Source organism: Candidatus Liberibacter asiaticus (assembly GCF_000590865.3).
GTDB lineage: Bacteria > Pseudomonadota > Alphaproteobacteria > Rhizobiales > Rhizobiaceae > Liberibacter > Liberibacter asiaticus.
Genome location: NZ_CP010804.2, coordinates 636,971 through 660,329 on the forward strand (window position 1 = coordinate 636,971; position 23,359 = coordinate 660,329).

Consider the following 23,359-nt stretch of genomic DNA (forward strand, 5'->3'; position numbering starts at 1 on the left):
TTCATTTACGTCGGTTCGCGGAAGACTATGCATCATCTCGATGAGCACAGCTTGTGTTACTTGCACATGAGATGATTTATCGGGAATATATAAGAATAGGGTAGGAGAATCCTTCCATTCTTTGCGTTAAATCAGTAAATACACTGTAACAAATCTTTATTGATATAACGCGAAAGAATCAATACGGGATCTGTTGATGTTTATTCTGATATTAATCTTTTAAGCAATTCTACTTCTTTTTTAAGGGTAATATCGGTTTCCAGCATCTTTTCTACTTTTCGAACGGCATGGAGGACAGTTGTATGATCTCTATCTCCAAAACGACGACCTATTTCTGGAAAAGAACGTGGAGTCATGATTTTGGACAGATACATAGCAACTTGGCGAGGTCTTACAACAGTGCGAACGCGACGGTTAGACAAGAGGTCATTACGCGATATATTATAGTGCTTGGCTACCATGCGTTGTATATCCTCAATTCGCATTTTTTTAGTTTCGCCAGTATTGACGAGATGTGACAACAGCTCGTCTGCAATCTCCGCCGTTAAAATAGGTGCAAAGGAATGCCGAAAAACAAGTTGATTAAAAGCTCCATCTAATTCGCGTCCACTTGTTGTGACAGTGCGTGCAACGTGCATAAGAACTTCTTCATTGATGTTCAGTTTAGGATCTTCTTTTTGGGATATCGCAAGGCGATTTTTAAGGATAGAAAATCGCATTTCGTAATCATGTAATCCCAAAGGTACTGAAACACCTCCTTGGAGACGGGAACGTATGCGTGGATCGAGAGATTCTAGTTCAGAGGGAGGACGATCCGCTGCTGCCACAACTTGTTTGGCGCTATCCAAGAGGGAATTTAACAAGTGACAGAATTCATGTTGGATGAGTTTCCCTTGTAAGAATTGCATATCGTCAATTAAAAGTAAGTCTATATTGCGAAGACTGTCTTTAAGGTTGAGAGCGCAGTTATCGCGTATAGCACTAGCGAATCTCCACATGAAATACTCAGCGGTTAAATAAACCACTCGAAGATTCGGTTGTCTTTTGATAGACGCGTTGGCAATAGCTTGTAAAAGATGCGTTTTTCCAAGTCCGACAGAAGCGTGGATAAATAAAGGATTTAACCTTACTGTAGTGTAACCATGAGAATCGACTTCAGCAATACTCTGAGCTGCCGTAAGCGCGACGCGATTAGAAGAGCCTTCTATGAAAGTAGAAAATACAAATCGGCTATCAAGAGGTGATCCAAATACTGGGCTAATGGTTTGCTTCCCGAGTATAATGGGACTTTTGCTTATGTTCGTGTTGATCGGAGATAGTTTTGTTATCGAAGGTGAAGAGGCTGTTTTTTCTACAGAGGGTAATGCGACAGATCTGACAAGAATTTCCACTCCTTGGATTCGGCTATGTTCTTCTTGGAAAAGTTTTGTAATGGTTTCAAGATAGCGATTTTTGATCCAAGCTTTTAAAAAATTGGTTGGGACAGATAAGTGCACAATATTATGCAAAACCGAGTGAAACTTGAGTCTTTGGAACCAGCTAGCATATACATCTGGGCCTACTTGATTTTTCAGGCGCGACGATACGATCGTAAAAATAGACTCGCAGTTTACTTCCAAGCACCTCTTATCAACATCTACATTTGGGGTTTTTTCAGCTATTTCAACATCATTTTCCTGAATACAAGCGGCTACTTCTCTTAATTGCATTTTCTATGCCTTCCATCCCAATTGATTCAAACAAAAAAACCTAAAGTGGTTTTTAGACGTTAGCTCTTAAATTTTTTGACCTTCATCAATTCTTATTTAGGCAGGAACGAGCGATAAGATCAATGATGATTTTTTAGGAAACGAGACTTTCGGGGATTGACTTTTAAATAGATATTTGACGGATTTTACTATCAGAGAAAGAAACGCTTTTGAATCAATGAGATTCGAAAATTTGATTCTTTGAGAACTTTTCAAAATAAATTTTATATTTATTCAAAGAAAGAGTTTGGCTTTTAATTTGCTTATTCTGATTCATTGTTTTTTTAAAGAATCTTATTGCGGAACACCACGTTGAAGAGATTTTTGCGAATCAGTCGCCAAGAGGTTAAGAGGTGATGGCTTGGTTTTGCGATTTTTTACTTGTGTGAATCAACTGACTGTTTTTGGAAAAATAAAGCGAAGCGAACGCAGGTGTTAGATAAAAAAAATCACCAATAAATCCATTGGTGATCCCTTTGTATAACTTTATGATATCGTTAGACAACTAAACAAAACACATCATGCAGATGTGAGTATACCCTTCAAACGCTTTGATAAGCGTGAAACCTTGCGAGAAGCCGCGTTTCCATGGAATATTCCCTTACTTTTAGCTTTTTGTATGACAGACTCCGCCTTTCTACAGGCTTCTGTTGCCTCTTCAATTTTTCCAAAAGTAATCGCCTCATTTGCGTGACGCATGAAGGAACGCACAGAAGAACGTCGACTCTTATTAATCAACGTACGACGAGCAATTTTGCGAATCATTTTTTTCGCAGAATCCTTATTAGCCATTAAGCACCTTTCATTAAAAACATCATACTCATGAGAGTACAGAATAAAAAAAAGAAGAACACGAGTCTACCACTGCATCAGTCGTAGATAAAACAAGTAAAATACAGCCCTACGATAACCATAGAATACATTGTCGTCAATATTAAACCTCGCGATTAAGATATATTCTATTTTATTTTTGACAATATGTACAGTAAAAGGTAGATCTTCCTGCTTGGACAATGCGACGTATCATCTGTCCACAATTTGATAGACAGGGTTCGCCAGTTTTCCCGTATACAGAGAATGCATTTTGGAAATAACCTATTGAACCATCTATGTGCACATAATCGCGCAATGAAGATCCTCCAGCATCGATAGCATCAATAAGAACTTTTTGAATTTCTTGGATCAGTTTATAAAGTATATCTTTGGGAGTTCCATTGTTTTGTATAAGACTTCTTGTTTTTCGTATAGGAGAGAGTTTAGCACGCCATAGTGCTTCACATACATAAATGTTGCCAATCCCAGCTACTATTTTTTGGTTAAGGAGGGCATTTTTGAGATTGCTATTTTTCTTATGAAATTGGTGAGTTAAATATATTGCATTGAAGCTGTTATCTGCTGGTTCTGGACCTAGCGTGCGTAAAGGGGGGTATTGGTATTTTAAACTAGTTTCTACTAGATCCATAAATCCAAAACGACGAGGATCGTTATAAATGACGCGATATTTTTTTGTGTTAGTGTTATTCGTGAGAGAAATAGTCACATGATTGTGTTGGGGATTTTTGATTGGTTTTGCACAAGATGTGTGTTCAATGATGAAGGATCCGGACATTCCTAGGTGTACAATGATTGATAAATTCCCCTCAAGTTCAATGAGCAAATATTTTGCGCGTCGGGAAACATCAATGATTTTTTTGCCTCGTGTAGCCGCAGAAAAATGATGGGGAAAATCAAAACGCAAATTTTTTCGATGTAAGCATATGTCTGTTACGGTCATGTTTTTCATAACCATCATGAGATTGCGTCGAATGATTTCTACCTCTGGTAATTCAGGCATGGGATAATTCTTATTTTAGTAGTTATTTTAGAGGAAGATTCTCTTAACTAAAAGTCTAATTCGTGGGTTTTGATGTTATTTTGTTATTTATGATCTTCTTAACCTCTAGTAATTGTATTCTGAACTATGAAGATTAAGTGTCCTAGGATTGATTATAGTAAGAATTTGTGACAAGTGATACCAAATTCATGATGATAAGAATGGATGGTGATCATTTCTTCTTTTGATGAGGTCTTAGACAGGGATTGGTGGGTATGACAAAAGACCGTTTTGATTCTGATAACAATATGAAAACTTCTTATGGATTTCGTGAGGTTCCAGAAGAAGAAAAGCAAAACATGGTGAACCATGTTTTCTCTAGAGTGTCGCATCGTTATGATGTGATGAATGACTTGATGTCTCTTGGATTACATAGGTTTTGGAAGGAAGCGATGGTGACTAATCTTAATCCTCGCAAGTCTAAGGATTATCGTGTTTTGGATGTTGCAGGTGGTACGGGCGATGTTGCTTTTCGTATCGCAGAAGCATCAGATAATCGATCTCAGATTGTGGTAGCGGATATTAACAATGAAATGTTGTCTGTTGGAAGAGATCGTGCTTTTAAAGAGAATTTACAGGATTGTATAACTTTTATTGAGGCAAATGCTGAAACTCTTCCTTTTGAGGCGAATAGTTTTGATGCGTGTACGTTGGCTTTCGGGATTCGCAATATGCCACATATTACACTAGTACTTCAGGAGATCTATCGGATACTTAAGTGCGGAGGACGATTGCTTGTATTAGAATTTTCCGAAGTGCAAGGGCCTGTTTTTAAAAAGATTTATGATATGTGGTCTTTCAAAGTTATCCCTCAATTAGGACGGTTCATAGCGGGAGATGAAGAGCCATATCAATACTTAATTGAATCTATTCGAAGATTTCCGAATCAACAGGATTTTGCAGCAGTCATTTCTGCAGCTGGTTTTTCTAATGTATCATTTACAAACTATACTAATGGTGTTGTAGCCCTCCATTCTGGATGGAAATGTGAGAATATAGGGAGTGTTGTTTGAAAGAATATTATGAGCTTTTCCGTATAGCTTGGATATTGATACGGGAAGGGGTGATTGTGTCTTTGCCTTCTGATCGATTGCCTCCGATCATCGTTTTTGGCAAAAAAATAGCATCTTTATTTGTACGTCGAAATATCAAAAAATGTCAGAGAAGTGATCGTTTGGCGCGTGCTATGAATCGCCTAGGACCGTCATATGTTAAAATGGGGCAATTTTTGGCGACGCGACCTGATCTTATTGGGAAAAAATTATCTGAAGACCTTGCTCTTTTACAAGATAAGATGGATTTTTTTCCTACCAATACGGCGAGACTTTCTGTTGCCAGCGCTTTGAAGGCTCCTATTGAAGAATTATACTGCGAGTTCGACGATCCTATCGCAGCTGCTTCTATTGCGCAAGTTCATCCAGCGGTTGTCCATGATATCAATGGGTACCGAAAGGTAGCGGTAAAAATTATACGTCCTGGTGTAAGAAAGCGTTTTTTTCGCGATATCCAAGTTATGTATTTGATTGCGCGTATACAAGAAAAGTTATTGCCTTCGATGAGAAGATTATGCTTTTCAGCAGTGGTACGTGCTTTGGAACAAGTAACAAAAATGGAAATGGATTTGCGACTTGAAGCCGCAGCTTTTTCAGAAATGGCTGAAAATACAGTGAAAGATCAAGGATTTCGCGTTCCAAAGATTGATTGGAATCGGACAGAACGTGATGTCATTACTATGGAATGGATTGATGGAGTAAAAATATCAGATACAGAGAAATTGCGTGCTTGTGGACACGATTTGGAGCGATTATCTGTTACGCTTGTACAGTCTTTTTTGTTGCATACATTGCGAGATGGTTTTTTTCATGCTGATTTACATCCTGGAAATTTATTTGTTGATTCAAAGGGATATATCGTAGCGGTAGACATGGGGATTACGGGGAGATTAAGTAAGAGAGAACGGCGTTTTCTTGCTGAAATATTATATGGTTTTATTTCGCGTGATTATCAGCGCGTTGCAGATGTCCATTTTGAAGCCGGTTACGTTCCACGCCATCACAATCGGTTTTCTTTTGCGCAGGCGATACGGGCTATAGGTGAGCCGATTCATGGACAGTCATCTGATGTTATTTCTATGGGAAAACTATTGACCATGCTTTTTGAGATCACAGAGTTATTCGATATGATGACCCGTCCTGAGTTGGTTATGCTTCAAAAAACTATGGTTGTTGTGGAAGGGGTGGCCCGTATGCTGAATCCGGAATTCAATATGTGGGTATCATCAGAGCCTATTGTTGAAGAATGGATTCGCGATCATCTTGGGGCTAAGAGTTGTGTGGTTGATTTTCAAGATGGAATTAAAACTGCGTTTCGGCTTGTACAAGCAGCTCCTCAACTTTCTATTTCAGTGGAGAAAATTTTGAAGTCATTAGTAGAATCATCAGTAAAGGATAAATATCTGGATTTCCCGAAAAAAGAATCTTCTCGTGTATATGATTTTTTAAACAAATTAGTTTTATGGAGTATTTTCGGGGCTCTTCTTTATATTATTTCTATCATGCGATAGGGTTGTTATGGATCTTTCGGGAAAAAAGATTGCTCTGATCATGTGTGGGAGTGTTGCTGTCTATAAAAGTTTAGATCTTATTCGTCGACTGCGAGAAAGGGGTGCAGTGGTTATCCCTGTTATGACTAAGTCAGCGCAAAAGTTTATAACTCCATTGATAGTAGGGGCTATATCTAATCGTCGTGTGTATACGCATTTATTGTCTTATAAAGAAGGGTATGAGAGTAATCATATTCAATTAGCAAATGAATGTGATCTATTGGTAGTAGCGCCTGCATCTGCTAATTTTATTGCTCATGTAGCGCACGGGATGGTATATGATTTAGCGTCTGCTATTTTATTAGCAAAAGGAGATCAACCTGTTCTTATAGCGCCGGCGATGAATTTTATGATGTGGGCTAAGCCGGCTACACAACGTAATGTCGAGATTTTACAAAAGGATGGATGTTATTTTATAGGCCCTGAAAGTGGAGCAATGGCTGAGAGTAATGGTTACGGAGTAGGAAGGATGTCTGAGCCATGTGATATTATAAGGCAAATAACATGGTTGTTATATAAAAGCAAAGAACTGCTTTTAAAAGGGAAACGTGCTTTAGTAACTTCAGGGCCGACATACGAGCCGCTAGATCCCATGCGCTATATTGCAAATCGTTCTTCAGGACAACAAGGGCATGCAATTGCCAAATCTCTCGCGTATTTCGGAGCAGAGGTGATATTGATATCAGGGCCTGTTTCAATTGCTGATCCGCCAAATGTTATGACTATTCATGTTGAGCGGGCGGAGGATATGTTGCAAGAAGTTTTGAAAGCATTGCCGGTAGATATAGCAGTGATGGTATCTGCAGTATCAGATTGGAGATTCCCTAAGATTGCGGGGACAAAAATAAAACGGAAAGACATAGGTGATACTATGAGAATAGATCTTATGGAGAATCCTGATATACTCAAAATTATAGGACATCATCAATGCCGCCCGTCTATTGTTGTAGGATTTGCGGCTGAGACACAGTGTATTGAGCAGAATGCTCGGGAAAAATTATTAAACAAAGGAGCGGATTTTATTGTATCAAATTGTATTTTGCCAGACACTGGATTCGTGGGGAAAGAGTGGAATAAGGTAAGTATTGTCTTTCCAGATAAAATAGAGGAATATCCTGAATTACCTAAAGCGGAAGTGGCAGATAGGTTGTGTCACTTGATTGTAGAACATCTTGGTATGAAGTGATAAGTGTATTCTTCTGAGTGCCAAGCGCCTTTCTAAGGTGGTTGAACATGATAGACTTAGCTATCGGTGTGATTTTTATTCTTTGTGATTTGATACGATATCTTGAAAATTTTGGGCACTGACACTATATCACCATTGTAGATGCCTTATAGGATCTGCGTCTCTTATTCTTCATTGGGAATTGACGAAGGATAAGATGGTTTTAATAAGATAGTCGCTTCATAAGGAGGACGTTATGCGTTTAGATGTTTCCCGTATTTATAATTCTGCAGTTGGATATGATACTGTTCTTTCGATGTTGGATGGTTTAGGTGCTCCTAGCCAGACCTCTGCTTATCCTCCCTACGATATAGAGCGTACAGGTGAAAATGCCTATAGAATAACAATTGCTGTTTCTGGATTTCATCCTTCTGAAATCACCATAGAGGTTGATTCTAGTATCCTAATGGTTAGAGGAGAGAAGAAATCGGAAGAGAAAGAAACAGTGGAATATTTGCACCGTGGTATAGCAAAGCGTGCTTTCGAGCGTCGTTTTCAACTTGCTGATTTCGTGGAGGTCATGTCTGCATCCCTAGAAAATGGGCTTTTGTATCTAGAATTATTGCGTAGTGTTCCAGAAAGGATGAAACCGCGTCGTATTGAGATTTCACAATCTCCTCAGGAATCTACAAAAATGATTGAAGAGAAGAAAAAATCCGTCGCTGCATGATGTTATCATGATGTGTATGCGATTATAAAGATAAGAAAGAAAGGATGATTTTGGTCATCCTTTCTTCATTATTTCATTGAGATATACGACTTGTTATTTTCAGAAGGACAGGTATATATCCCTTGGTGAGGTATTCAGTCGATTGTCATCAGGGATAGTAAGGGTAAGAAAATGCATCTGACGAAGCGAACTGATTATGGAATACGTGTTTTGATGTATTGTGCCATTCATAACGATTATCCCAATCGCATATCGCAGATTGCTGAAGCTTGTTGCATATCAGAGCTCTTTTTATTTAAGATTTTACAGCCTCTTGTAAAAGCGGGTATAGTTGAGACTGTGCGGGGCAGAAGAGGAGGGGTTCGTCTTTGTCGTCCAGCGGATCAAATTACTATTTTAGATGTAGTCAAAGCGACGGAGGAATCTTTTTTTGTTGCGGAGTGTTTTGCGAGTCATAAGATTGATTGTCCTTTGGTTGGAAGCTGTGGCTTGACTTCCGTATTGCGGAAAGCGCTTAATGCTTTTTTTGATGTATTGACTCAATATTCTATTGAGTGTTTAGTGCGCAATCGTTCTAGCATTAAAAAAATTTTTAATGCAGGTTAGTTGTTTTTGGATGATGAATTTTCGATATTTTTTATAAAGTCATTGTCAAAAGAGAGCTGGCAGAATTCTTGTAGTAAGAGCAATAGCTTTGCTTCAGTATGTTATCAAAAGAGTAATCAGGTGAATTGAATTAATACAAGATGCGTTAAATACACGTTGAGGAAGCGTGTATAGAATAAAAATATAATCGATTTTGTATAATTAACCAGAAGGTGTTTTTTTTACTCTTTTCAATATGGGGAATATGGTTATTGCTATTCCCTATCGATTCTATAAAAACGATTATTTTAACAGGGCAAGCTATAAAGAGCAGACAGGTTAGCTTTAAGGGCAAGTTTTTCTCTTCATGTTCTTTTAAGGGCGGTCGAAATTAATTCTCTCCTATCTTTTTCGTTAGGAAAGGATATGATAAACAACAGTGAGAATTTAATAAGTGCCGTCAGGTTCAGGTATTTATTGCTCCAGCCTTGATACGCTTAATTCTAAGTCATCAATGCATTTTTTAATGCTTTTATCTTATCTTTTTTATTCCCAGACAAAGAAATGTAGTATGCAGCGTTCACATCAGAAAAATATGATGATAGCATTCCTCATATATGTGTCAATTCTTCCGCTTGCTCTGAACACGTCGTTAGTAGAAACAACCTAGAAGGTACTTAATATTCATAGAAATATTATAAATAGAAAATTTTATCTTTCTATCATAGGGACGATAAGGTTTTGTAATAATAACAATCTTTAATTGTAGTGATGCTAGTTAGGGTAAGATCAAGTATAATAAATATTTTATAATCAAGGGTTTATAAGTTTATATATATAGTATACGTGGATTGTTGTCTATAGGTGTTTATCATTTTGGTGCTTTTGATCAAAATTCCAAATTTATATTGTTAAACTATAATATCCATAATACATAATTTTATTTTATACTTTAGATCTTGCAGATCTATTTGGATCAATTTTTATTGAAAAATTGATTTTGGAATGTTTTGATACTCGCACGATTAATTATATTTTTGATCCATTGGATCATTTGAGTCAAATATTAAAGTTATTTTTTATGTGTATTCAAAACAAGCTGGGCTTATATAGTAGGAGATTTAACTGTGGCTTCATCAGGATCCTCTGTGGAAGGAGTGGTTTGTTCTCGTGTTATCATACTGCTATTACAAGCAGTTTCTGGTCCATATATTTATTCGGTTCCAAGTGCAATGAAGGTGGAATTAGGATCTATCGTACGAGTGCCTCTCAGGTCGCGTACTGTTCTTGGAATAGTATGGTATAATTCAGAAGAAAAATACAAGATTGATAGTCTGAAATTACGTCCTATTGAATACGTTTTTGATTGTCCCCCATTGTCGCGGCAGATGTGTGAATTTGTAAAATGGGTTGCTGATTACACATTTTCTCCCATGGGATTAGTGGCACGCATGGTTGTTTCAGCTCTTTCTGAAACAGAAAAAATGGAAGAAAAAATTCAATTTACTGGTATTTTTCCTCGGATTAATACGGTCGCACGTCTTCGTGTATTGGACAAAATAAAAGATGGGAAGATATGGGAGAAAAGAGATTTAATACGTGCTTCTCAGGTATCCTCTCACGTGATTGATGGATTAAAAGCACAAGGAGTTATTAAACAAATTTTTGAAGTTATTTCTCCTGTTGTTGATTCGCCTAATCTATATTTTTCTTTGCCAATATTGGATAAGAATCAACAAGATGTGGTTGAACAAGTTGTTCCGTTATGTACGAAAGGCTTTGCTGTTTCACTGATCAGTGGAGTGACAGGTTCTGGCAAAACAGAAGTTTATTTAGAGATTGTTGCTGCTGTTTTACATTTGGGGAAACAGGTGTTGATTTTATTGCCAGAGATTTCTTTAACATCGGCTATTTTAGAGCGTTTTCAAAAGCGTTTTGGCGTCAAGCCCGCAGAATGGCATTCTTCTCTTTCTACAAGTATGCGTGAAAAAATTTGGAGGCAGGTAGCGCGAGGAGCTATATCTGTGATTGTTGGAGTGAGATCTGCTTTATTTCTCCCTTTTAAAAAATTAGGTCTCATTGTGATAGATGAAGAGCATGATATCTCGTATAAACAGGAAGAGGGTATTTTGTATAACGCTCGCGATATGTCGATTGTGCGTGGAAAGATTGAATCATTTCCTGTTGTTCTTGTTTCGGCTACTCCGTCTATAGAGAGTCGTGTGAACGGGATATCTAGGCGCTACCATTCTGTTCATTTATCCACGAGATATCGTAATAGTGCTTTGCCCCATTTGCAAGTGATTGATATGAGAGGTCAAACGATAGCACAAGGAAAATCTCTTTCGCCAGAAATGATTGATGGTATAAGGCATACTTTAGCAAGGAATGAGCAGACCTTACTTTTTTTAAATCGCCGAGGATATGCGCCATTGACGTTATGTCAGGTATGTGGTAATCGCCTGAAATGTCTTCATTGTTCTTGCTGGTTAGTAGAACATCGCTCTAAGAAAAAATTATATTGTCATCAATGTGGTCACAGTGCGATTTATTCGCAGTCTTGTGTCGTCTGTGGTTCGTCTGGAAAAATGATTGCTTGTGGTTTTGGAATAGAGCGCATTGCTGAAGAGGTATGCGAGTATTTTCCTTTAGCTCGAATTTCTATTCTATCTTCGGATTTAGAAGGGGGGGGGGGAAGATTGCAATTGCAATTAAGCGCAATTGCCAAAGGAGAGATTGATATTATTATTGGGACACAATTAGTTGCAAAAGGTCATAATTTCCCACGAATGTCTTTGGTTGGAGTTGTCGATGGTGATCTTGGTCTTACCAATGCGGATTTGCGATCTTCTGAAAGGACTTTTCAGTTATTATCACAAGTCACGGGTCGTGCTGGTCGGTTTGGTCTCAAGAGTCTTGGGCTAATTCAAGCGTATCAACCAACGCATCCGGTTATGCAGGCATTGGTTTCAGGGGATGCTGATTCTTTTTATGAATCTGAAATCCGTGCGAGAGAATCAGTGAATTTGCCTCCATTTGGGCGTTTGGCTGCTGTGATTATTTCAGGGACAAAGTATCAAGAAGTAGAAAATTACGCATATAATCTAAAAGAACACGCTCCCAGATCGTCTGATATTGTAGTTTTTGGTCCGGCAGAATCGCCATTATTTATGGTGCGAGGTCGATATCGTTTTCGCCTCTTAATTCATGGGAAGCGTAATTCTAATTTGCAAGGTTTTTTCTCTCAGATGTATGATAATACTATTAAAAGATCAAATGCGTTGCGTGTACAATTTGATATTGATCCACAAAATTTTTTATAATTTTCTGCATCGTGTGAGTGACTGATGGCAAAAGATGGTAATTTGAGTTCAATATAGTCATTGTATAGAATATTGTTTGTTTGTTTGTTTGTTTGTTTGTTTGTTTGTTTGTTTGTTTGTTTGCTGCAGTGTTCTGAGCATAAATTTTTAGTATGGATTTATATCGCTTATATGCTATAGAGATATTGCTATCATAATGGTATTTGGATTTGATATGATCAGAATACAAATAAGATAGACTATTTCTGATGTTTCGTATAATAAGTAGTAGTTTGGGATTATATCTCTAGAGATTTTCTTTTATTTTAAGTACAATGGGATTGTTTGTGTCTCTTTGTGTTGTGCATGAGATCGGATTACTGGTTGTAAGCAATCTTAGTGTTTTTTGAGGTGAATATTTTCTGTTTCCAAATATTCTGTTGATTTGTTAAATTGTTAAGTCCTATGTTTTTTAAAGGATATAGTGTTGGTGTCTCATTCATTTGCTCTTTTTTCGGATGTTCCAGGTAGATATTCTCATTCCTTGTTTGGCGTGTCTAATGAAGAAGGTGTTTTAGATATTGTCTCAGACGATATATCGCGTTTAGAGGCGCTCCTTATGGAATCTGCGGATTTGAGATTTTTTATTCATAATCCCCTTTTTTCTATGAAGGATCGGCGATCGGTTATAGATGATTTGGTAAAAGACGCTCATTTTTGTGCTATAACGGCAAATTTTTTGCGAATTTTGGTGGCTAATGGAAGGTTATCGGTTTTACCGGCAATCATAAAGTCCTTTCGGGCAGTCTGTATGTATTATCGCAATGAGGTAATGGCTTTTGTCAGGGCATTTAGTGGTTTATCTTTACTCCAGCAGAATAAGCTGGGGGAATGTTTGGAGAAGATAGTTGGTAAGACTGTTATATTGGATGTAATGGAAGATTCGGCGCTTATGGGTGGTTTTATTGTGGAGATTGGTGCTCATCAAATTGATGCATCTTTGCGTACGCAATTATTAAAGCTTGGTTGTATATTGAAAGAGGTTGACTAATGGATATCCATGCTGCAGAAATTTCTGATATTCTAAGAAAAAGGATTAAAGATTTTGGTAATGATTCAGAGTTTTCTGAGATAGGTCGGGTTCTTTCTATTGGAGATGGTATTGCGCGTGTTTATGGTCTGAATAATATTAGGGCTGGAGAAATGGTGCAATTCTCCCATGGAGTTTATGGAATGGCGCTCAATTTGGAAGTAGACAACGTTGGTGTCGTAATTCTCGGCTCTTATAAAGAAATTTCTGAGGGAGATATTGTAAAGCGTACAGGTCGTATTGTTGATGTTCCGGTTGGTTTAGAATTGCTGGGTCGTGTCGTTGATGCACTTGGTAATCCGATTGACGGTAAAGGTCCGATTAAGTGTGAGCAAAGATCTTGCACTGAAGCAGATGCGCCAGGGATTATACAACGTCAATCTGTATGTGAACCATTATCAACTGGTATCAAAGCGATAGATTCTCTTATTCCCATAGGTCGTGGTCAACGTGAGTTAATAATTGGCGATAGGAAAACTGGGAAAACGTCAATTATTTTAGATACTTTTTTAAATCAAAAATCTTCTCATGACAAAGGATCAGAGAAAGATAAAGTCTATTGTATTTATGTAGCAATTGGTCAAAAGCGTTCTTCAGTCGCTCGATTTGTTAAAGCTTTGGAGGATCGAGGAGCGTTAAGTTATTCTATTGTAGTTGTAGCAAGCGCTTCTGATCCTGCGCCAATGCAACTCTTAGCGCCTTTTGCAGGTTGTGCTATGGGAGAGTATTTTCGTGATAATGGCTATCATGCTTTGATTGCATATGATGATTTGCAAAAACACGCAGTTGCTTATCGTCAACTATCTCTTCTATTGCGTCGACCTCCTGGAAGGGAAGCTTATCCAGGGGATGTGTTCTATTTGCACTCGCGCTTGTTAGAAAGAGCTGCGAAAATGTCCGATGCATTAGGGGCAGGGTCTCTTACGGCGTTACCTGTGATAGAGACGCAGGTTAATGATGTCTCTGCGTATATTCCAACAAACGTTATATCTATTACAGATGGGCAAATTTTTCTAGAAACAGAGCTATTTTATCAGGGTATTCGCCCAGCTATTAATATTGGATTGTCGGTTTCGCGTGTTGGTTCTGCTGCTCAAGTTAAAGCTATGAAGCAGGTTTCGGGTGCCGTGAAAGGAGAGTTAGCTCAATATCGTGAGATGTCTTCTTTCTCTAAATTTTCTTCTGATCTTGATTCTTCTACCCAAAAATTTTTGAGTAAAGGTGAAAGGCTCACGGAGCTTTTAAAGCAACCGCAATTTTCTCCATTAGCAATGGAAGAGCAAGTGGTTATGATATTCGCTGGGATAAGTGGATGCCTTGATGAAGTTGCAGTATCTCAAGTAAGAAAATTTGAGACGAATTTTTTATCCCATATGCGGGTTTCATCGCAAGACATTTTGGAAGATATCAGAAAACAAAAAGTCTTAACTGATGATATTCGAAGTAAATTAATAAATGAAATTAAAGTGTTTTTAGAAGATTTTAATTGAGATTCAGGTGAATATTAGATCATGACTTCGCTGAAAGAGTTTAAAAGTCGTATACATTCTGTGAAGGAGACTCAGAAGATAACTGAGGCTATGCAATTGATTTCGGTCACTAAGTTGCGTCGAGCAAAGGAAGCTATTCAAAATGCTTCTTCCTATCAGTTCCATATAAAAGATTTTTTTATGAAATGCGTTGTTGGCGAACATTTTCAGGAATATCCTTCTCCTTTCGTAAGAGGGACAGGAAAGGATAAGGTGTATCTGCTGGTTATTTGTACAGCAGAAAAGGGATTATGTGGTGGTTTTAATGCTCAGATTATTCGTTTTGCGCGAGATCGTATTAAAGAATTCATCGCGGAGGGTAAGGAAATCAAGCTCTTGATCATAGGCAGAAAAGGATATGAGGGATTGCGTAAAGAGTTTTCTTCCATGATCATTGATTCTATAGAGTTATCCTCTAAAAAAGGAGTAGATTTCGTTCAAGCACATGGTATTGCGCGTCAGATTACATCTCTTTTCACAAGTAATGTTTTTGATCTTTGTTTTTTTATATATTCAGAGTTTAAATCAATTATCCAACAGATTCCGATTATATCGAAGATAATTCCAGTAGATTGGAGTCAGGATTTAGAGCAGAAACAACAAGACATTTTATCTGTTTATCGTTATGAATCTACCTTATATTCAGTGTTAGATGACATTGTGCTTCGAAGTATTTCATCTCGAGTATTTTGGATTATTTTAGAGAATAAAGCGAGTGAAGTAGGGGCAAGAATTACCGCTATGGATAATGCTACTCGTAATGCTGGTCAGATGGTTGATAATTTAGTTTTGTCATATAATCGGCAGCGTCAAATGCGGATCACTACCGAGCTTATTGAAATAATTGCAGGGGCGGAGGTAGTGTAAGATAAGAAATGGAGAAGAGAAAAGAGAGAATAGCCTTATGACTACTAAAGCCAAAACCGAGAGTGTTGGAAGAATACAACAGATTATGGGAGCTGTTGTGGATGTTGTGTTTGTGAATTCTTTGCCGCCAATTTTTAGTTCTCTGGAAACAAGCGATAAAGGTTCTCGTATTGTATTTGAAGTCGTTCAACACTTAGGGGAAAAGACAGTTCGATGTATTGCTATGAGTAGAACCGATGGTTTGAGCCGAGGCGATTGTGTAATTGATACTGGCACACAGATTACTGTTCCTGTTGGAGAGGCTACTTTGGGTCGTATTATGAATGTCATTGGAGAGCCTGTTGATGATCAAGGTGCCATTATCTCTTCAGAGAAGCGTGCCATCCACCAGCCATCTCCTTCTTATACAGAGCAATCTACAGATGCTAGTATTCTGACAACAGGCATTAAAGTGATAGATCTTATTTCTCCTTATCAAAAAGGTGGGAAGATAGGGCTGTTTGGTGGTGCAGGAGTTGGGAAGACGGTATTAATCATGGAATTAATCAATAATGTTGCAACAGCGCATGGTGGTTATTCGGTTTTTGCTGGCGTTGGTGAGCGTACTCGCGAAGGGAATGATTTGTATCATGAAATGATTGATTCAAAAGTGAATATTGATCCAAGAAAAAATAATGGCTCTGCTGTAGGATCTAAATGTTCGTTACTTTATGGTCAAATGAACGAGCCTCCAGGAGCTCGTTCTCGAGTTGCTTTGACAGGTTTGACAGTTGCTGAGCATTTTAGGGATCAAGGACAAGATGTTCTATTTTTTGTAGATAATATTTTTCGATTTACTCAGGCGAATTCGGAAATTTCGGCTTTGTTGGGGCGTATACCATCAGCAGTGGGATATCAATCCACTCTCGCTTTGGAAATGGGAGAATTACAAGAGCGTATCACAACAACCTTGAAGGGTTCTATTACTTCTGTGCAAGCTATTTATGTCCCTGCAGATGACTTAACTGATCCTGCTCCGGCTACGTCTTTCACACATCTTGATGCAACGACTGTTTTATCGCGTCAAATATCAGAAAAAGGCATTTACCCAGCTATTGATCCGCTTGATTCAAACTCTAGTATGTTAGAGATAGATATTGTGGGACAAGAGCATTATGACGTCGCACGTAGAGTTCAAGAGATTTTGCAACGATATAAGTCTCTTCAAGATATTATTGCAATTCTTGGTATGGATGAGCTATCAGAGGAAGATAAATTGGTTGTTGCTCGTGCCCGTAAGTTAGAACGCTTTATGTCACAGCCGTTCCATGTGGCTGAGTCTTTTACAGGATTGCCGGGTAAATTTGTTTCTTTAGAAGAGACAATTAGAGGATTCAAGGGATTAGTACAGGGTGAATATGATCATTTACCAGAGCTTGCGTTCTATATGGTAGGATCAATAGATGAGGCTGTAAAAAAGGCTGAGGTAATTTAAATTATTTTTTAAATTTTGTATAGGATATCATGTCTCTAGTAAACGATTTGCACTTTGAATTAGTTTCTCCGGAAAAATGTGTTTTTTCTGGAGAAGTTCAATCTGTTGTACTTCCTTCTGAGTTAGGCGATATAACCGTTCTTGTTGGTCATGCTCCTGTTTTGACTACAATAAAATCTGGAATTGTTACGATCAGTCTTTCATGTGAAGAGATTCATCGTTATGTGGTGATTGGGGGGATTTGTGATATAGTACCATCGCACTGTACGGTTTTAAGTGAAACCATTCTCCCGATGGATAATGCTTGTCTTCAAGCATTGGAGAAGCGTATCGATGAAGTTTGTTCGGATCTTAATAATATCTGTGATGTTGATCAAAGGTTTCAAATGGAACAATTGTTAGTTGATTTATCCTGTTTGCGTAGGCGTATTCAGTAGTATTTTTTTAAAGGAGGAATAGAAGATATTAGATCTGCTATTGTGGTGGCTAGTTGCTTTTTCTTTTATCGCAAGTTCCCTAAATATTTTTATAGCTCTTTAATATTCTAGTGTTAGTTATTTAAGAGGGCATTTAGGTTAGAGAAGCAGGTTTAGTGCTAGTTTGGGATTATAATAGTTATGGTTTCTGAGGAACATTGAGGTATCCCCGTCGTTATTTCAATGAATTTATATTTTAATAATACCTAGGCGCCATTCCAAGTTCGAGACGATAGCTGATAGTCCGCTACTCTACTACTAGGGAATAGAATAATACTCGAAGATTTTTAAGATTGTAACCCATTTGTTATTTTTATAAAAACCCTATCCTTAAATATACTTTAGGAACATTTTAAATCATAGAAAAACAATTTTTTCTACTTATAGCTCAATGGTACGGATGGTCGGAATCGAACCGACACTTTGTTGCCAAAAACGGATTTTGAATCCGTCGCGTCTACCAGTTCCGCCACACCCGCTTACAGATTTATCGAACGATTTCACCTAAACGCAAAATATTTCTCTGAGAGAGACTAATGTCATATATTTATTGTTCTAGCAACCCTTTTTTTCAGTGTAGATAATTTTTGTGATCTTTACAATCATCTGTATATATTTACTAAATTAACTATATCTGGAAAGAGGGATAAGTGAAGTCTGTTTCAAGAAAAATGAATATGGATGATGAATTGTGATGAGACTATTGCCTTAGTATTTTATATCGCAATTTTTTTGTGATTAAATAAGATTAAGGATTAAAATTTTCATAGAAACTATCTCTATCATTAGGGATTTTGTTTTGGATCAGATAATAAGAAGAAAGAGATTCTGAATGACGAATGTAGTGGTAGTTGGCTTACAATGGGGTGATGAAGGGAAAGGAAAGATTGTAGATTGGCTTTCAGAAAATGCTGACGTTATTGTAAGGTTTCAGGGAGGGAATAATGCTGGCCATACTTTAAAAGTTAATGATATCGTTTATAAGTTATCTCTCCTTCCATCAGGGGTAGTGCGTCCTGATAAGATGTCCATTATAGGAAGTAGTGTGGTAGTAGATCCACATGCTTTTATATCTGAAATTGAAAGTTTAGCGCATCAGGGAATTTGTGTAACCCCTAATAATTTGCGTATTGCTAATAATGCATCGCTAATATTATCGATTCATAGGGATCTTGATATGTTGCGAGAAGGTGCGCTTTCCCCATGCGGTGCCCATATTGGGACAACACAAAGAGGTATTGGCCCAGCCTATGAAGATAGAGTCGGACGACGTGCCATTCGTGTGATGGATCTCACTGATGTGGAGCATATTTCAAAAAAAATTGAACAGTTATTATTGCATCATAATGCGTTGAGACGTTCTTTTGGGGAAAAAGAGGTTTTATATAAGACGATATTGGAAGAATTGATGTATGCACGAGAAAAAATTCTCCCTTTTATGGATGTTATATGGTCTCTGCTTGAACGTGAATCTCGCAAAGGGGCACATATTCTCTTTGAAGGGGCACAAGGTTTTCTGTTGGATAATGATCATGGAACCTATCCTTTTGTAACATCTTCTAATACAATGTCTGCACAAGCATCTATTGGGTCTGGGATTTCTCCCGGTTCTTTGGGATATGTGCTTGGGGTAGTTAAAGCTTACACGACACGTGTTGGTGGAGGGCCTTTTCCCACTGAATTAAAGAATCAAACTGGTGATTTTTTAAAAGAAGTTGGAAAAGAATTTGGTACAGTGACTAATCGACAACGTCGCTGTGGTTGGTTGGATTTAGCATCAGTACGTCGTTCTGTCATTATCAATGGCGTTAAAGGAATAGCTTTAACAAAACTTGACGTTCTTGATGGTCTTGATGAATTGAAAATTTGTGTGGGATATCGAATGGATGGTCGTGAAGTAGATTTTTTGCCGGATGACTCTATATATCATACTCGTTTTGAACCTGTATATATGATATTAGAGGGATGGAAGCAGTCTACTGCTGGTATGCGTGTCTTCGCTGATCTTCCTATACAAGCGAGGAATTACATACGAAAAATAGAAGAGGTATTGGAAGTGCCAGTTGCTTTATTATCCATTGGCCCAGAGAGGGAAAATACCCTAATTATGTCTAACCCATTCGAAGATTAAATTATTTTGGTATCGATTTATTTATTGGTGCTACATTGAGATAGTAGAAATGTGATAGATGGTAGATTTTATATTAGTAATTCAACGTGCTGTGGATAATTTACCTGAGAATACTCCTGAAAGGCGTTCTCATATATATGAGCACGCTCGGAATTCCGTTGCTCGACGCTTAGAATCTATGAAACCGCGTCTTCCTAAGGAGATTTTGGAACGTCAATTTAACAAATTAGAACAAGCAATCCTACAAGTAGAAAAGCAGAATCAGAAGTCTTTGCATACTTCGAAGCAGGATAAGGAATCGGACATTCCTAAGAGTAGTGTTACTTCTAAAGAGAATATTTTTCTTGAACCTCGTTTAAGATCTATTTCTTCTATTTTGCGGAGTAATAAGCATAAAAAATTAGCGAATATATTGTCTGTTCAAGGAAAAAGTAGAACAAATACGAACCTTTCTCCAAAAAACTTTTCTTGTAGATTAAGGGAGATTTTGAGTTTCTCAGTTAATACACAGCATGAATATGATTCATCTGTTTCCCCAGTTGCTGCTATTGAACACGATAAAAGCCGTTTGAGAAGGGGAAAATTAGCAGGCATTTTTTCTTTTCCGACTGGTTCGATATTTTGGTCGGTACATAACTATTTTTTCAATAAAACACGCGGGTTACTATCTTTTTACTCGGCATTGTCAGAGCACCATTTATTCAAATATTTTGTTTTCTTGATTATATTGTTGGGTATGGCAATAGGAGTATCTTATTCTATTGGGAAAAGTAAAGGCAGTATTACGCATTTTTTAAGAAGAGAATCGCTAGATGGAGGCAATGTAGATAAGAAAAATGTTTTTTCGGGGATTCGTCCGAAAATTACGCGCAGATTGTTAGAAGATGGATCTGAAGTGGATGTCGGTCCATCTACTATTCCTGTGGCTGATTTTGCAAATACTAGTAATATTGCATTCAAAAACTATATAGGTGGAGATGAAAATAGTACTTTTGTTTTAGGGAAAAAAGAAATAGAAGAAGGGAATCCTCTCATAGGGGAAGGTCGAGTCTTTATCAATAAAGGTAGGGGGCAATCTTCTATTTTATCAGGTAAGATATTATGGTCGCTGCAACAAGAAAAATCTCAAGGATTAAAAGGTTTAGTCATCAAAGGTGATATTCCTATGATTGACAATGCATTTTCGGCATCTATGACTCTAAAATGCAATGCTGATATATCTTTATCTATAACACATGTAATGGAAATTATGTTTTCTTTTCCTAAGGAAAGTCAGGATGCTGTTGTAGATTTGCGACGAATTTCTATGAGAAAAACAGACAATAGCCCAAGTGTTTTGATCGATTCCAATATTTTCGTAATTTCTAAAAACTCTTATTTGATTTCTTTAAAGGGTTCTGAGGAAGATCCTTTTAGAAATTCGAAAATTCTAGAAGAATATCGGTTTATAGATATCCCCATTACGTACCGTAGTGGTCAGAAAATATTATTCACTATAGACAAGGGGAAAAAGGGCGCAGACATCTTCAAATCTGCAATCATGCAGTGGGAAAATCGTTCTAATAACTGAAAAATAGTACTTTTATTGTGAACGCGCATCCACCGCTACAATATCTTTGTGCTGAATTTTTTTTATTTATTACTGCTATTTTTTCAATATCTCGGTTTTTGTAGTAGGGGGGGAGAAGACGATAGCTCTACCTGCTTTTGTATTGATTCTTGTACTTTCTTAAAAGCACGTGCTTCTATTTGTCGTACGCGTTCGCGACTTACTTCAAACTCAGATGATAAATTCTCAAGTGTTACAGGATTTTCTTGCAGACGTCGTGCTTCAAAAATCCTTCTTTCTCGGGGATTTAATACAGACATAGAACGGGTAAGCATGTTACGACGATTTTTTCGTTCTTCTTTTTCAATAAGTACTTGTTCTTGGCCATCGTGATCATATACTAACCAATCTTGCCATTGGCTAGAATTTTTGTCTGAAGAATTGATGAGAGCATTGAGAGACTCGTCTCCAGCTAGGCGACAATTCATCGAAATTACTTCTGATTCCGAAACATTAAGTTTTTTAGCGATGGCAACGACTTGTTCCGGTTTTAAATTGTTATCAGTTATAGCTTGTAGATGTCCTTTTAGACGTCGTAAATTGAAGAAAAGACGTTTTTGATTAGCTGTGGTTCCTATTTTCACTAGTGACCATGAACGCAAAATATATTCTTGCATTGCGGCTTTAATCCACCACATGCTGTATGTAGCAAGACGAAAACCACGTTCTGGATCAAATTTTTTAACTGCCTGCATCAGCCCTATATTGCCTTCGGATACGACTTCGCTGATAGGCAAGCCATAACCGCGATAACCCATCGCAATTTTGACGACAAGCCTGAGATGGCTTGTCACTAATCTGTGTGCAGCGCTTAAATCACCATGCTCACGATATCTTTTAGCAAGCACATATTCTTCTTGTTTTTCCAACATAGGAATTTTTCGTATCTCGTGAATATAACGACTGAGTCCAATTTCGCCATTTACTATTATAGACATGTTTTTACGGTTCATGAGACTATTTGCCTTCTGTTTCGTCAAGTATTCTCTATTTAATCAAGATCATAATACACAACGCACACTTTTTTATCGAGGGGTATTTCCTTTATTTGATTAGAAAATTAATTATGCATATGGGAACTGGATTATAGATATGATATTTTACTTTTCGTTTAATTTTCGGATTACAGTTAACATATCTTCGGGAATAGGCACTTGAAAATCCATATCTTGATTGTTACGAGGATGACTAAATGACAAGGAATGCGCGTGCAATGCTTGCCGTGCAAGGGATAAAATAGCACTTTTTGCATTGTTATTAACGATATTTGCTTTTGTTTTAAACCCTTTTCCATATAAAGGATCGCCAATTAGTGGATTTCCTTTATGAGCCATGTGTACACGAATTTGGTGTGTTCTCCCTGTTTCTAAATGACACTTTAATAAGGAGACTGCAAAATTAGAGTTTTTATTATAGATTTCGATTGTTTGGTAATGCGTGATAGCACTATCTGCTGTTTTATCGTCTATTCCTTTTACAGCACGTCGTAAGCGGTTCGATTTGCAACGTCCTAGAGGAGCGTTAATTATCCCAGAATCTGGTAACGGTATTCCCCATACCATTGCATAATAGGCACGTTTTAATCTTGTACTCTTTCCATGATCAACGAACTGTTCTGAAAGTTTTTGATGTGCAAGATCATTTTTGGCGACTACCATGACTCCTGTTGTATCTTTATCTAGTCTATGGACAATTCCAGGGCGCTTTACGCCATTGATGCTAGAAAGATTATTATGACAGTGATATAAAAGTGCATTGACCAAAGTTCCCGTCCAATTACCAGGTGCAGGATGTACCACGAGACCTGCTGGTTTGTTGATGACAATTATATCATCATCCTCATATAAGATATCAAGAGGGATGTTTTCTTGAGCAATATTTAATTTTTGTGCTGCAGGAACAGTAATCAAGAAACTGTCCCCAGGAACAACTTTTCTATTTGGATTTTTGGAAACCATGCCATTAATGCTAATAAAGCCATTGAGGATGAGTATTTTAACGTAAGATCTTGAAAATTGCTCTTTTAAACTGGTGGCTAACCATCTATCTATTCTTCCTTCTGCTGTGCTATCGGATAACAATGAAATTTTTATAGAAGAGCAATTATCTAATGTCTGTTGCATGTTTTCACGTCTAATGGGGAATATATTACGAATAAGCAGATGGATATTCTAGACA

Annotated in this window: 18 protein-coding genes and 1 tRNA gene; 13 read left to right on the plus strand and 6 right to left on the minus strand. The window is 37.5% G+C overall.

Annotated features, from left to right (window positions below; all coding sequences use genetic code 11):
* Positions 1 to 200: 200 nt before the first annotated feature.
* The 3 genes from dnaA to mutM all read right to left on the minus strand — a co-directional run bounded on the left by dnaA (position 201) and on the right by mutM (position 3,582).
* Complete coding sequence (gene dnaA, locus CD16_RS02890; RefSeq protein WP_015452532.1) at positions 201 to 1,709, minus strand: chromosomal replication initiator protein DnaA; 1,509 nt, start codon at positions 1,707 to 1,709, stop codon at positions 201 to 203.
* Positions 1,710 to 2,267: 558 nt separating this feature from the next.
* Entirely contained in the window at positions 2,268 to 2,540 is a 273-nt protein-coding gene (gene rpsT / locus CD16_RS02895; protein ID WP_015452533.1) for a 30S ribosomal protein S20, read from the minus strand.
* A gap of 172 nt (positions 2,541 to 2,712) precedes the next feature.
* A complete protein-coding gene (gene mutM, locus CD16_RS02900; RefSeq protein ID WP_015452534.1) occupies positions 2,713 to 3,582 on the minus strand; it encodes a bifunctional DNA-formamidopyrimidine glycosylase/DNA-(apurinic or apyrimidinic site) lyase in 870 nt (289 codons plus the stop codon).
* A 254-nt stretch (positions 3,583 to 3,836) separates the two neighbouring features.
* On the opposite strand from mutM, the gene ubiE reads away from it, so the two are divergent.
* The 11 genes from ubiE to atpC all read left to right on the plus strand — a co-directional run bounded on the left by ubiE (position 3,837) and on the right by atpC (position 17,402).
* Positions 3,837 to 4,634 (plus strand): bifunctional demethylmenaquinone methyltransferase/2-methoxy-6-polyprenyl-1,4-benzoquinol methylase UbiE, encoded by a 798-nt coding sequence (gene ubiE / locus CD16_RS02905; protein ID WP_015452535.1) that lies wholly within the window; start codon positions 3,837 to 3,839, stop codon positions 4,632 to 4,634.
* Positions 4,631 to 6,184, plus strand: a complete 1,554-nt coding sequence (gene ubiB / locus CD16_RS02910; RefSeq protein ID WP_015452536.1) for a 2-polyprenylphenol 6-hydroxylase — start codon at positions 4,631 to 4,633, stop codon at positions 6,182 to 6,184. The genes ubiE and ubiB overlap by 4 nt, the downstream gene beginning before the upstream one ends.
* A gap of 7 nt (positions 6,185 to 6,191) precedes the next feature.
* Positions 6,192 to 7,409 carry a bifunctional phosphopantothenoylcysteine decarboxylase/phosphopantothenate--cysteine ligase CoaBC gene (gene coaBC / locus CD16_RS02915; protein WP_015452537.1) on the plus strand — a complete coding sequence of 406 codons (1,218 nt, stop codon included), beginning with the start codon at positions 6,192 to 6,194 and terminating at the stop codon, positions 7,407 to 7,409.
* Positions 7,410 to 7,644: 235 nt separating this feature from the next.
* Positions 7,645 to 8,118, plus strand: a complete 474-nt coding sequence (locus CD16_RS02920; RefSeq protein WP_015452538.1) for an Hsp20 family protein — start codon at positions 7,645 to 7,647, stop codon at positions 8,116 to 8,118.
* Between the two features lie 171 nt (positions 8,119 to 8,289).
* Positions 8,290 to 8,724, plus strand: a complete 435-nt coding sequence (gene rirA / locus CD16_RS02925; protein WP_015452539.1) for an iron-responsive transcriptional regulator RirA — start codon at positions 8,290 to 8,292, stop codon at positions 8,722 to 8,724.
* A gap of 1,106 nt (positions 8,725 to 9,830) precedes the next feature.
* Positions 9,831 to 12,026 (plus strand): primosomal protein N', encoded by a 2,196-nt coding sequence (locus CD16_RS02930; RefSeq protein WP_015452540.1) that lies wholly within the window; start codon positions 9,831 to 9,833, stop codon positions 12,024 to 12,026.
* 469 nt (positions 12,027 to 12,495) lie between these two features.
* Entirely contained in the window at positions 12,496 to 13,056 is a 561-nt protein-coding gene (atpH, locus tag CD16_RS02935) for an ATP synthase F1 subunit delta (protein ID WP_015452541.1), read from the plus strand.
* Positions 13,056 to 14,585 carry a F0F1 ATP synthase subunit alpha gene (gene atpA / locus CD16_RS02940; protein ID WP_015452542.1) on the plus strand — a complete coding sequence of 510 codons (1,530 nt, stop codon included), beginning with the start codon at positions 13,056 to 13,058 and terminating at the stop codon, positions 14,583 to 14,585. The genes atpH and atpA overlap by 1 nt, the downstream gene beginning before the upstream one ends.
* Positions 14,586 to 14,606: 21 nt before the next feature.
* Positions 14,607 to 15,491, plus strand: a complete 885-nt coding sequence (locus CD16_RS02945; protein WP_015452543.1) for a F0F1 ATP synthase subunit gamma — start codon at positions 14,607 to 14,609, stop codon at positions 15,489 to 15,491.
* 37 nt (positions 15,492 to 15,528) lie between these two features.
* The gene (gene atpD / locus CD16_RS02950) at positions 15,529 to 16,965 is read left to right on the plus strand and encodes a F0F1 ATP synthase subunit beta (protein WP_040055303.1); all 1,437 of its coding nucleotides are present in this window, start codon (positions 15,529 to 15,531) and stop codon (positions 16,963 to 16,965) included.
* Between the two features lie 29 nt (positions 16,966 to 16,994).
* Entirely contained in the window at positions 16,995 to 17,402 is a 408-nt protein-coding gene (gene atpC / locus CD16_RS02955; protein WP_015452545.1) for an ATP synthase F1 subunit epsilon, read from the plus strand.
* Between the two features lie 431 nt (positions 17,403 to 17,833).
* Here the strand turns inward: atpC and CD16_RS02960 are convergent.
* Positions 17,834 to 17,920 (minus strand) — tRNA-Leu (locus tag CD16_RS02960).
* 353 nt (positions 17,921 to 18,273) lie between these two features.
* Between CD16_RS02960 and CD16_RS02965 the strand changes: the two genes are divergently transcribed.
* Together CD16_RS02965 and CD16_RS02970 are read left to right on the plus strand one after the other, a co-directional pair.
* Positions 18,274 to 19,572, plus strand: a complete 1,299-nt coding sequence (locus CD16_RS02965; RefSeq protein ID WP_015452546.1) for an adenylosuccinate synthase — start codon at positions 18,274 to 18,276, stop codon at positions 19,570 to 19,572.
* Positions 19,573 to 19,630: 58 nt separating this feature from the next.
* Positions 19,631 to 21,142, plus strand: a complete 1,512-nt coding sequence (locus CD16_RS02970) for a hypothetical protein (RefSeq protein ID WP_015452547.1) — start codon at positions 19,631 to 19,633, stop codon at positions 21,140 to 21,142.
* 83 nt (positions 21,143 to 21,225) lie between these two features.
* Here CD16_RS02970 and rpoH read toward each other — a convergent pair whose 3' ends face one another.
* Both rpoH and CD16_RS02980 read right to left on the minus strand, forming a co-directional pair.
* Entirely contained in the window at positions 21,226 to 22,134 is a 909-nt protein-coding gene (gene rpoH / locus CD16_RS02975) for an RNA polymerase sigma factor RpoH (RefSeq protein WP_015452548.1), read from the minus strand.
* 147 nt (positions 22,135 to 22,281) lie between these two features.
* On the minus strand, positions 22,282 to 23,304 hold the full coding sequence (locus CD16_RS02980; RefSeq protein WP_015452549.1) for an RluA family pseudouridine synthase: 1,023 nt from the start codon (positions 23,302 to 23,304) through the stop codon (positions 22,282 to 22,284).
* Positions 23,305 to 23,359: the final 55 nt, after the last annotated feature.

Bases quoted from the DNA above. Each gene is read 5' to 3' on its own strand.
- coaBC (WP_015452537.1), top strand. From the start codon at position 6,192: ATGGATCTTTCGGGAAAAAAGATTGCTCTGATCATGTGTGGGAGTGTT.
- ubiE (WP_015452535.1), top strand. From the start codon at position 3,837: ATGACAAAAGACCGTTTTGATTCTGATAACAATATGAAAACTTCTTAT.
- atpC (WP_015452545.1), top strand. From the start codon at position 16,995: ATGTCTCTAGTAAACGATTTGCACTTTGAATTAGTTTCTCCGGAAAAA.
- CD16_RS02980 (WP_015452549.1), bottom strand. From the start codon at position 23,304: ATGCAACAGACATTAGATAATTGCTCTTCTATAAAAATTTCATTGTTA.
- rpsT (WP_015452533.1), bottom strand. From the start codon at position 2,540: ATGGCTAATAAGGATTCTGCGAAAAAAATGATTCGCAAAATTGCTCGT.
- CD16_RS02920 (WP_015452538.1), top strand. From the start codon at position 7,645: ATGCGTTTAGATGTTTCCCGTATTTATAATTCTGCAGTTGGATATGAT.
- CD16_RS02970 (WP_015452547.1), top strand. From the start codon at position 19,631: ATGGTAGATTTTATATTAGTAATTCAACGTGCTGTGGATAATTTACCT.
- mutM (WP_015452534.1), bottom strand. From the start codon at position 3,582: ATGCCTGAATTACCAGAGGTAGAAATCATTCGACGCAATCTCATGATG.
- dnaA (WP_015452532.1), bottom strand. From the start codon at position 1,709: ATGCAATTAAGAGAAGTAGCCGCTTGTATTCAGGAAAATGATGTTGAA.
- CD16_RS02945 (WP_015452543.1), top strand. From the start codon at position 14,607: ATGACTTCGCTGAAAGAGTTTAAAAGTCGTATACATTCTGTGAAGGAG.
- atpA (WP_015452542.1), top strand. From the start codon at position 13,056: ATGGATATCCATGCTGCAGAAATTTCTGATATTCTAAGAAAAAGGATT.
- rirA (WP_015452539.1), top strand. From the start codon at position 8,290: ATGCATCTGACGAAGCGAACTGATTATGGAATACGTGTTTTGATGTAT.
- rpoH (WP_015452548.1), bottom strand. From the start codon at position 22,134: ATGAACCGTAAAAACATGTCTATAATAGTAAATGGCGAAATTGGACTC.
- atpD (WP_040055303.1), top strand. From the start codon at position 15,529: ATGACTACTAAAGCCAAAACCGAGAGTGTTGGAAGAATACAACAGATT.
- CD16_RS02965 (WP_015452546.1), top strand. From the start codon at position 18,274: ATGACGAATGTAGTGGTAGTTGGCTTACAATGGGGTGATGAAGGGAAA.